Source organism: Rhodococcus chondri (assembly GCF_036327435.1).
Taxonomy (GTDB): domain Bacteria; phylum Actinomycetota; class Actinomycetes; order Mycobacteriales; family Mycobacteriaceae; genus Rhodococcus; species Rhodococcus chondri.
On record NZ_JAUZMZ010000040.1, the window covers coordinates 1 to 8,306 of the forward strand.

Consider the following 8,306-nt stretch of genomic DNA (forward strand, 5'->3'; position numbering starts at 1 on the left):
ACGGATTGTCGCCCCGGGCCCTTGCCGCGCACGGTGCCGCGCTCGTCGGTGCCCTCGCGCAGGCGCTGCCGCGGCACCTGTCGATCGCGCCGCCGGTGGTCGCGACATCGGCCCGCGTGGCGCTCGGCGACCATATCGGTGCGGCTCTCGGCGTACGCACCCTCGTCGTACTGATCGGGGAGCGGCCGGGGCTGTCCGTCGCGGACAGTGTGGGCGCGTACCTCACCCACGACCCGAGGCCGGGGCGGGCGGATTCGGAACGCAATTGCGTGTCGAACATCCATCCGCCGGACGGCCTGGGGTACGCGGAGGCTTCGCGGGTGCTCGCCGGTCTCGTGGACGGTGCGCGCAGACTGGGCCGTTCCGGGATCGAACTCAAGGACACGACCCCGCGCGGTGCGGTGGAGGGTGCATAGCCCGCACGGGGGAGGGTGAGCCAGAATCGACCTACGGGTCCGTCCGGGCTCGCCGGGGTGCGGTGTCCTTCAGGGGCGGCAAGGAGTGAGCGATGGCCTTCGCGGGCAATGTGGACGAGTTGGCACTGTTGCAGACGGTGCAGTTGAAGAAGCAGATCACCGCGGAGGTGCTGGCCGCGCACCTCGGTGTCTCGGTGTCGGCGGGCAAGGCCGCGGCCACGGCTCTCCTCGAGCAGGGCAAGGTGGAATCGGTCGGCGACGCAATCAGACTGACCGATAAGGGAATCACCGAGTTGAAGGATCAGCTCGACGCGGAGCGGGTGTCGATCGACGAGGAGTCGATTGCCGAACTCTTCGAGCAGCTCGGTCCGCTGGACGACGAGTTGGAGGCTTTGCTCGCACGGTCCGAGGCCGACGGCTTCGTCGACGCGTTGATCTCGCTGGATCGCAAGGCGCAGAACTTGTTCGACGACGTCTCGGCGTTCGTCCCGCGTCTGGCGCGGTATCAGGACCTGTTCGGCGAGGCCCTCGACAAGATCAAGGGCGGCTCGCTGGCGTGGGCGACAGCGGGGAACATCGATTCGTACGCCGTGGTGTGGCGTGAGATGAAGGCGGAACTCGCGGGGGCCGCCGGTAGCTGAGCACACGCTGCGCTGCTCGGAAAAGCACTCCGTCAAAGTCTTTCGTTCGCCACACTATGTGACCCCCCTCACAGCTACCCCCTTCCGGGGGTAGTGGTGGGGTGAGGCGAATCACTACCTTTCATCCATCCGCGGCGGACCGACGCCCGCGGTTCGGACGGACAGACGGAGGACCGACGTGACCAGTGTGTCGACACCCGGGGTCGAACCCCCAGCGCCACCGGCGCCGCGGCGCTCGAACACCGCATCACCCGCCACAAAGGGCGGCCCCGGAATTCGGCGAGTCGCTGTCGCAAGCTGCATCGGCACGACCATCGAGTTCTACGACTTCTTCATCTACGGCACCGCCGCCGCACTGGTCTTCCCGACCGTGTTCTTCCCGGCGCTCGGCGCCACCGCGGGAACGGTGGCGTCGTTCGCAACGTTCGCGGTCGCGTTCATCGCACGGCCGGTCGGCGCGGTCCTGTTCGGTCACTTCGGTGACCGCATCGGACGCAAGAAGACGCTGGTATCGACCCTGCTCCTGATGGGCATCTCGACGCTGCTCATCGGTCTGCTGCCCGGCGCCGGAACGATCGGAGTCGCGGCCCCGATCATCCTGGTGCTCCTGCGATTCGCGCAAGGATTCGCGGTCGGCGGTGAATGGGCCGGCGCGACCCTGCTCACCGCGGAATACGCGCCACCGGGCAAACGCGGTCTGTATGCGATGTTCCCGCAGCTCGGCCCCGCGATCGCATTCGCGCTGTCCAGTGGCACGTTCCTGTTCACCGGTATGGCTCTCGGCGACACCAACCAGGCATTCCTCGACTACGGCTGGCGAATCCCGTTCCTGTTCAGCATTGTGCTCGTCGGTATCGGGCTCTACATGCGCCTGGCGATCGAGGAGACGCCGGTCTTCCGTGCCGAATCCTCCGCCGCAGACATCGCGTCGGCCCAGGATCCCGCGCAGAAGCGCACGCTTCCGTTCCTCGATGCCGTGCGCTTCCAGTACAAGGAGATCCTGCTCGCAGCCGGGGCCCTGGCAATCATGTTCGCCTTCTTCTACATGGGCACCGCCTACCTGACGAGCTACGCCACCAAGACCCTCGGATTCGATCGTCCGTTCGTCCTGCTCGTGGGTATCGCGTCGTCGGTCGTGTTCGGTATCTCCATCATCCTGTCCGCCCTGTACTCGGACCGGGTCGGCCGCCGCAGGGTCATCATGGTCTCCTGCGCCTTCTCGGTCCTCTGGGCTCTCGCGCTCTTTCCGCTGCTCGACACCGGCTCCCCCGTCGCATTCGTGGTCGGCATGATGGTCACGCTCGCCATCTTCGGAATTGCGTACGGTCCGTGCGGCGCATTGCTGCCCGAAATGTTCGCAACCCGATACCGTTACACGGGTGCCGGGCTGGGTTACAACCTCGCGGGTGTCCTCGGTGGAGCCATCCCGCCGTTGCTTGCCGCCCCGCTCGCCGCGTCTTTCGGTGGCATCGCCATCGGAATCATGCTCGCAGCGTTCGGTCTTCTCAGCCTGGTCTGCACCGCGGCCATGGTCGAAACACGCGACCGCGCACTCTGACGCCGAGACGGTCGCCCGAAGTTATCGGGCGGCCGTCTTGTGGCGTATCACCCTATTTACGAAGGAGAATCCGATGCCCGGCATCACGGCCGACGCCCTGCCCAGCTATGCGCAGGGCGCATGGGATGTCCCGCTTCTCGGGGACACCATCGGCGACAACCTCGACCGCACCGTTGCCCGCCACGGCGACCGTGAGGCGCTCGTCGACCGCGCCGCGGGTAGACGCTGGACGTACACCGAGCTCGCCGCCGACGTCGACGCACTCGCTCTCGGACTGCTCGATGCCGGTATCGGGAAGGGCGACCGGGTGGGAATCTGGGCGCCCAACTGTGCCGAGTGGGTGCTCGTGCAGTACGCGACCGCGAAGATCGGCGCGATCATGGTCAACATCAACCCCGCGTACCGGTCCCACGAACTGCAGTATGTGCTCGAGCAGGCCGGGGTTCGAATGCTCGTGTCCGCTGCGGAGTTCAAGACCTCGAACTATGCGGCGATGATCGAGCTCGTCCGCGGAAACTGCCCCGAACTCGAAGACGTCGTGCTCCTGGGCTCGTCACGGTGGGACGAGATTGCCGCCGCCGGCCGAGCCGCACTCGCAGCCGATCGCGCGCCTCTGGACGCAGCTGCGGCGAACCTGTCGCCCGATGACGCCATCAACATCCAGTACACCTCGGGCACAACGGGTTTCCCCAAGGGGGCCACGCTGAGCCACCACAATGTCCTCAACAACGGATTCTTCGTCGGGGAGCTCGTCCACTACACCGAAGAAGACAAGGTGTGTCTTCCCGTACCGCTCTATCACTGCTTCGGAATGACCATGGGCAATCTCGCCTGCACGAGCCACGGTGCGACCATTGTGCTTCCGGGTCCCGCGTTCGATCCGGCCGCTACCCTCGCCGCGGTCGCGGAGGAACGGTGCACCTCGCTCTACGGCGTGCCGACCATGTTCATCGCCGAACTCGCCGATCCCGGTTTCGACGACTACGACCTGACGAGTCTGCGCACCGGCATCATGGCCGGCTCGCCGTGCCCCGTCGAGGTGATGAAGCAGGTGCTCGAGCGCATGGGGATGACCGAGGTCTCCATCTGTTACGGGATGACCGAGACCGCACCGGTGTCACTGCAGACCCGCAGCGACGACACCATCGAGCAACGGGTGAGCACCGTCGGCCGGGTCGGACCCCACCTCGAGGTCAAGATCGTGGACCCGTCCACGGGCCTGACGGTGCCGCGCGGTGAGCCGGGGGAGCTGTGCACCCGCGGGTATTCGGTGATGCTCGGCTACTGGAACGAACCGGGGAAAACCGCCGAGGCGATCGACACCGCACGGTGGATGCACACCGGCGACATCGGAGTCATGGACGCCGAGGGTTATGTGTCGGTGACGGGCCGCATCAAGGACATGGTGATCCGCGGCGGTGAGAACATCTATCCGCGCGAGATCGAGGAATTCCTCTACAGCCATCCCGACATCCTCGACGCACAGGTCGTCGGTGTACCCGACGAGAAGTACGGCGAAGAGCTGATGGCCTGGGTCCGCCTGCGGGAGGGCGCGGAACAGCTCGATGCGGAGGCGTTGCATGCGTTCTGCACCGGCAAGCTGGCCCACTACAAGATTCCGCGTTACGTGCACATCGTCGACGAGTTCCCCATGACGGTCACGGGCAAGGTCCGCAAGGTGGCGATCCGGGAACAATCGATCGCGCTGTTGCAGCAGGCGGCCCGGTAAAGGTCCGAAACCGGAAGATGAGACTGTCCCGTGCGGACGGTGGCGAGGGTCATACTTGCCTCCCCCTCGCAGGTGGGAGGTAAACGCATACCGGCGGGTTGGAAACAATTTACTCAAGATCGCACGGGTGCCGACGTCCTGTGGCTATGTTCAAGAGCGGCAGCGGCGTACAGCATGATCGCGATGGCATACGGCAGGTTCGGGTGCCACGAGAGAGGAGCCCGTTATGGGAGAGATCATCGGCACTATCATCTTCGGTGCGGTCATCGGCATTTTGGCCCGCCTGGTCATTCCGGGTAAGCAGGCAATGGGCATGATCATCACCATCATCATCGGCATCGTCGGTGCTCTGATCGGCTACTGGATCTGGGGCATGATCGCCTCGGAAGGCAACGAGGACACCGGTGGCATCGACTGGATCCGATGGATCATCAGCATCATCGTCGCAGTGGTCCTCACCTTGGCCTACACGTCGATGACCCGCGAGAAGCGGTAGCACCGAGCGCAACCGAGGGCCCCGTCCGGAAGATCGGACGGGGCCCTTCGTCGTTCCTCCTCGCCCCGAACCCGCGACCGGATCGGCGACGGCGCGGCATCATCGGAACAGGCGGTGCAACAGAGAGGCAGACGATATGAGCGCGATCCCGGGTCCGGCGTGGCTGTTCTGTCCGGCAGACCGGCCGGAGCGCTACGGAAAGGCGGCGGCCGTTGCCGACGTCGTCGTGCTCGACCTCGAAGGCTCGGTGGCACCCGCCGACAAGGATTACGCGCGTCGCAGTCTGCTCGACCGGTCGCTCGACCCGGCCCGGACAGTGGTTCGGATCAGTGCCGCCGGTACCGACGACTACCGCCGGGATCTGCGCGCGCTCGCCGACACCCCGTACAGCCGGGTGATGCTCTCCGGCTGCGAATCCCCGGAACACGTGACAGCACTCGCGCCGCGTGAGGTGATCGCTCTGATCGAGTCGCCCCGCGGTGCACTGGCCGTCGAGGACATAGCCCTCGCCATGGGGACGATCGGTGTGATGTGGGGCGCCGAAGATCTGCTGGTGGGTCTCGGCGGGCAGTCCAGCCGCCACGACGACGGCACCTACCGGGACGTCGCAAGACATGTACGGTCGTCGACGCTGCTGGCCGCAAAAGCGTTCGGGCGCTGGGCTTTGGACTCGGCGTATCTCGACATCAACGACCACGACGGTCTGCGCACCGAAACCCTCGATGCGGTCGCTGTCGGGTTCGATGCGAAGGTCGCTATCCATCCCGACCAGATCGAGGTGATCCGCCGTGCCTACGAACCGAGCGAATCGCAGGTCGAATGGGCACGTCGCGTTCTCGCCGCGGTGCCCGAATCTCGCGGGGTATTCCGATTCGAAGGGCAGATGGTGGACGCGCCGGTGCTGCGGCATGCAGAGCAGGTTCTGCGCCGGTCGGTCGCGGCGCGCGCCAACGGAGGGAGGTAGACGGTCATGAGTCGGCCACAGCCGCAACAACCACAGTGGGTTCCCACCGACACCGACATCGCCGAGGCGAAGGTCACCGCCTTCGCGCGGTTCGTCGAGCGGCGTCACGCGGTGACGCCGACGGACTACACGGCCCTGTGGAAGTGGTCCGTCGAGTATCCGGGGGACTTCTGGCAGGCAGTGTGGGACTGGTTCGACGTCCGGTCGACCACCGATCCCGGGCCGGCGCTCGCCGACGACTCCATGCCCGGCGCAGTGTGGTTCCCGGGTGCCCGGCTGAACTACGCCGGCCATGTGTTGCGCAACCTGCCCCGCGAGCGCCCCGCGCTGGTGTACCTCGACGAGGAGGGCCGGCGCACGGAGACCAGCGGTGCGGAATTGGCGCGACAGACCGGCGCGTTCGCCGCGACCCTGCGCAGCCACGGTGTCGGACCGGGCGACAGCGTGGTGGGATACCTGCCGAACATTCCCGAGGCCGTCGTCGCGCTGCTCGCAACCGCGAGCCTCGGTGCGACATGGGCGGCCTGCGGACAGGATTACGCGGCTAGGGCCGCGCTGGACCGGCTCGGACAGCTCGAGCCGAAAGTGCTCGTCACCGCCGACGGCTACCGATATGCAGGTACCGATCACGCACGCACCGAACAGGTCACGTGGTTGCGGGAGCACATGCCGACCCTGGCGCTGACCGTGGTGGTGACGCACACCGGGGCGAGGGAGCACGACTCCGTGGTCACCCCGGCGGACCCTGGTGCGGCGACGTGGGCGGACGCCACCGCCGGTGAGCACGCGCTCGTGCCGGTGCCGGTGCCGTTCGACCACCCGCTGTGGGTCGTGTTCTCGTCCGGCACCACCGGCCCGCCGAAAGGCATCGTCCACGGGCACGGTGGTGTGCTGCTCGAACATGCGAAGGCCCTGTCGCTGCAGCTGGACATCGGACCCGACGACATCTTCTTCTGGTACACCAGTCCCAGCTGGATGATGTGGAACTTCCTCGTCGCCGGTCTGGTCGTCGGCGCCACCGTCGTCTGCTACGACGGTGCGCCCTCCCATCCGGATGCGGACCGGCTGTGGCGGATCACCGCGCAGGAACACGTCACGGTGTTCGGGACCAGCCCCGGGTACGTTCTCGCGTGCGCCAAGGCGGGGGTGGTTCCGAGGCGCGATCACGATCTGTCGGCGCTGCGCGCGGTGGGTGTCACGGGTTCGACGTTGCCGTCGTCGTCGTCGCTGTGGCTGGCGGAGAAAGTCGGCGACCGGGTTCAGGTCATGTCGATCACCGGTGGCACCGATGTGGTGTCCGCATTCATCGGTTCCGCGCGCACCGTTCCGGTGTGGCCCGGCGAACTGTCCGTCCCCTGCCTGGGTGTAGCGGTCGATGCCTTCGATGCCGAGGGTCGCCCGGTGCGCGGCGACGTCGGTGAACTCGTGGTGACGGCGCCGATGCCGTCGATGCCGGTGCGGTTCTGGAACGATCCGGACGGCACGCGGTACCGCGATGCCTACTTCTCCGTGTACCCGGGAGTATGGCGGCACGGTGACTGGATATCCATCACCGAACGCGGAACCGTCGAGATGCACGGACGTTCGGATTCGACCCTCAATCGGCACGGTATCCGGATGGGAAGCGCCGACATCTATCAGGTGGTCGAGAAGATGCCGGAAATCGTCGAAGCGCTCGTGCTCGGCGTCGAGCGCCCGGACGGCGGGTACTGGATGCCGCTGTTCGTCGTCCTCGCCGACGGTGTCGTGCTCGACGACACGCTGCGGGAGCGGATCGGCACCGCGATCCGTGAGGAACTGTCGCCCCGGCACGTGCCCGACGACATCATCGCGGCTCCGGGTGTTCCGCATACCCGCACGGGTAAGAAGCTGGAGGTGCCGATCAAGCGGATACTGCAAGGTGCCGACATCGTCCGTGCCGTGGACCGCAATGCGATCGACGCTCCGGAGCTCGTCGACTGGTATCGCGACCGTGGGTGAGCACGGTCACCGAGTTAGTGTGGCCTAACTGGACAGCTCGTTTCCCGAAATGTTCGGATTGGCCCCATGGATGTCGCTATCAACATACTTCTGGTTCTGCACTTCATCGGTCTCGCCGGCATCATCGGCTCCTGGCTGGCCGTCATCAAGCAACCGCGCGTGGTCGCCGGAATGCTGCACGGTGCGATCCTGCAGGTTGTGACCGGCATCGCGCTCGTCGGTCTTCGCGAGGCGCAGGACACGGTAGAGCTGAATCACATGAAGATCGGCATCAAGCTTCTGGTCGCCCTGGTCATCCTGGTGGTGGCCATCATCGGGCTGCGGAAAGAGAAGCAGAACCCGGGCACGACCTCCGCACTCGCCCACACCGCCGGTGGGCTGGGCATCCTCAACGTGATCATCGCAGTCATGTGGTGATTTTCCTCTGCAGAAGTACTTACTTTTCAGTAGGTACTGTCCAGTAGGTCCGGTGTGCCGTGATTGGGGCCATTCACCGATTCGGTACCGGTCGTTCGGTAGCGC

8 protein-coding genes are annotated in these 8,306 nt (G+C 66.0%); all 8 read left to right on the forward strand.

Annotation, left to right across the window (positions count from 1 at the left end; translation table 11 throughout):
* The coding region (locus Q8814_RS09430) for an ethanolamine ammonia-lyase light chain EutC (RefSeq protein WP_330151748.1) at positions 1-416 on the forward strand (416 nt) is incomplete at its 5' end.
* Between the two features lie 92 nt (positions 417-508).
* Positions 509-1,057, forward strand: coding sequence for a hypothetical protein (locus Q8814_RS09435; protein WP_330151749.1), 549 nt, complete (start codon positions 509-511; stop codon positions 1,055-1,057).
* Between the two features lie 178 nt (positions 1,058-1,235).
* Positions 1,236-2,615 (forward strand): MFS transporter, encoded by a 1,380-nt coding sequence (locus Q8814_RS09440; protein ID WP_408015870.1) that lies wholly within the window; start codon positions 1,236-1,238, stop codon positions 2,613-2,615.
* Between the two features lie 73 nt (positions 2,616-2,688).
* A complete protein-coding gene (locus Q8814_RS09445; RefSeq protein WP_330151750.1) occupies positions 2,689-4,344 on the forward strand; it encodes an AMP-binding protein in 1,656 nt (551 codons plus the stop codon).
* A gap of 226 nt (positions 4,345-4,570) precedes the next feature.
* Positions 4,571-4,840 carry a GlsB/YeaQ/YmgE family stress response membrane protein gene (locus tag Q8814_RS09450; RefSeq protein ID WP_330151751.1) on the forward strand — a complete coding sequence of 90 codons (270 nt, stop codon included), beginning with the start codon at positions 4,571-4,573 and terminating at the stop codon, positions 4,838-4,840.
* Between the two features lie 136 nt (positions 4,841-4,976).
* Positions 4,977-5,804, forward strand: a complete 828-nt coding sequence (locus Q8814_RS09455) for an HpcH/HpaI aldolase/citrate lyase family protein (protein ID WP_330151752.1) — start codon at positions 4,977-4,979, stop codon at positions 5,802-5,804.
* A gap of 6 nt (positions 5,805-5,810) precedes the next feature.
* Positions 5,811-7,784: an acetoacetate--CoA ligase gene (locus tag Q8814_RS09460; RefSeq protein ID WP_330151753.1), complete on the forward strand. Its 1,974-nt coding sequence runs from the start codon at positions 5,811-5,813 to the stop codon at positions 7,782-7,784.
* A 66-nt stretch (positions 7,785-7,850) separates the two neighbouring features.
* Complete coding sequence (locus Q8814_RS09465) at positions 7,851-8,201, forward strand: hypothetical protein (protein WP_330151754.1); 351 nt, start codon at positions 7,851-7,853, stop codon at positions 8,199-8,201.
* Positions 8,202-8,306: the final 105 nt, after the last annotated feature.

Coding starts and splice junctions, on each gene's coding strand:
- Q8814_RS09465 (WP_330151754.1), top strand. CDS start 7,851: ATGGATGTCGCTATCAACATACTTCTGGTTCTGCACTTCATCGGTCTC.
- Q8814_RS09455 (WP_330151752.1), top strand. CDS start 4,977: ATGAGCGCGATCCCGGGTCCGGCGTGGCTGTTCTGTCCGGCAGACCGG.
- Q8814_RS09450 (WP_330151751.1), top strand. CDS start 4,571: ATGGGAGAGATCATCGGCACTATCATCTTCGGTGCGGTCATCGGCATT.
- Q8814_RS09460 (WP_330151753.1), top strand. CDS start 5,811: ATGAGTCGGCCACAGCCGCAACAACCACAGTGGGTTCCCACCGACACC.
- Q8814_RS09445 (WP_330151750.1), top strand. CDS start 2,689: ATGCCCGGCATCACGGCCGACGCCCTGCCCAGCTATGCGCAGGGCGCA.
- Q8814_RS09435 (WP_330151749.1), top strand. CDS start 509: ATGGCCTTCGCGGGCAATGTGGACGAGTTGGCACTGTTGCAGACGGTG.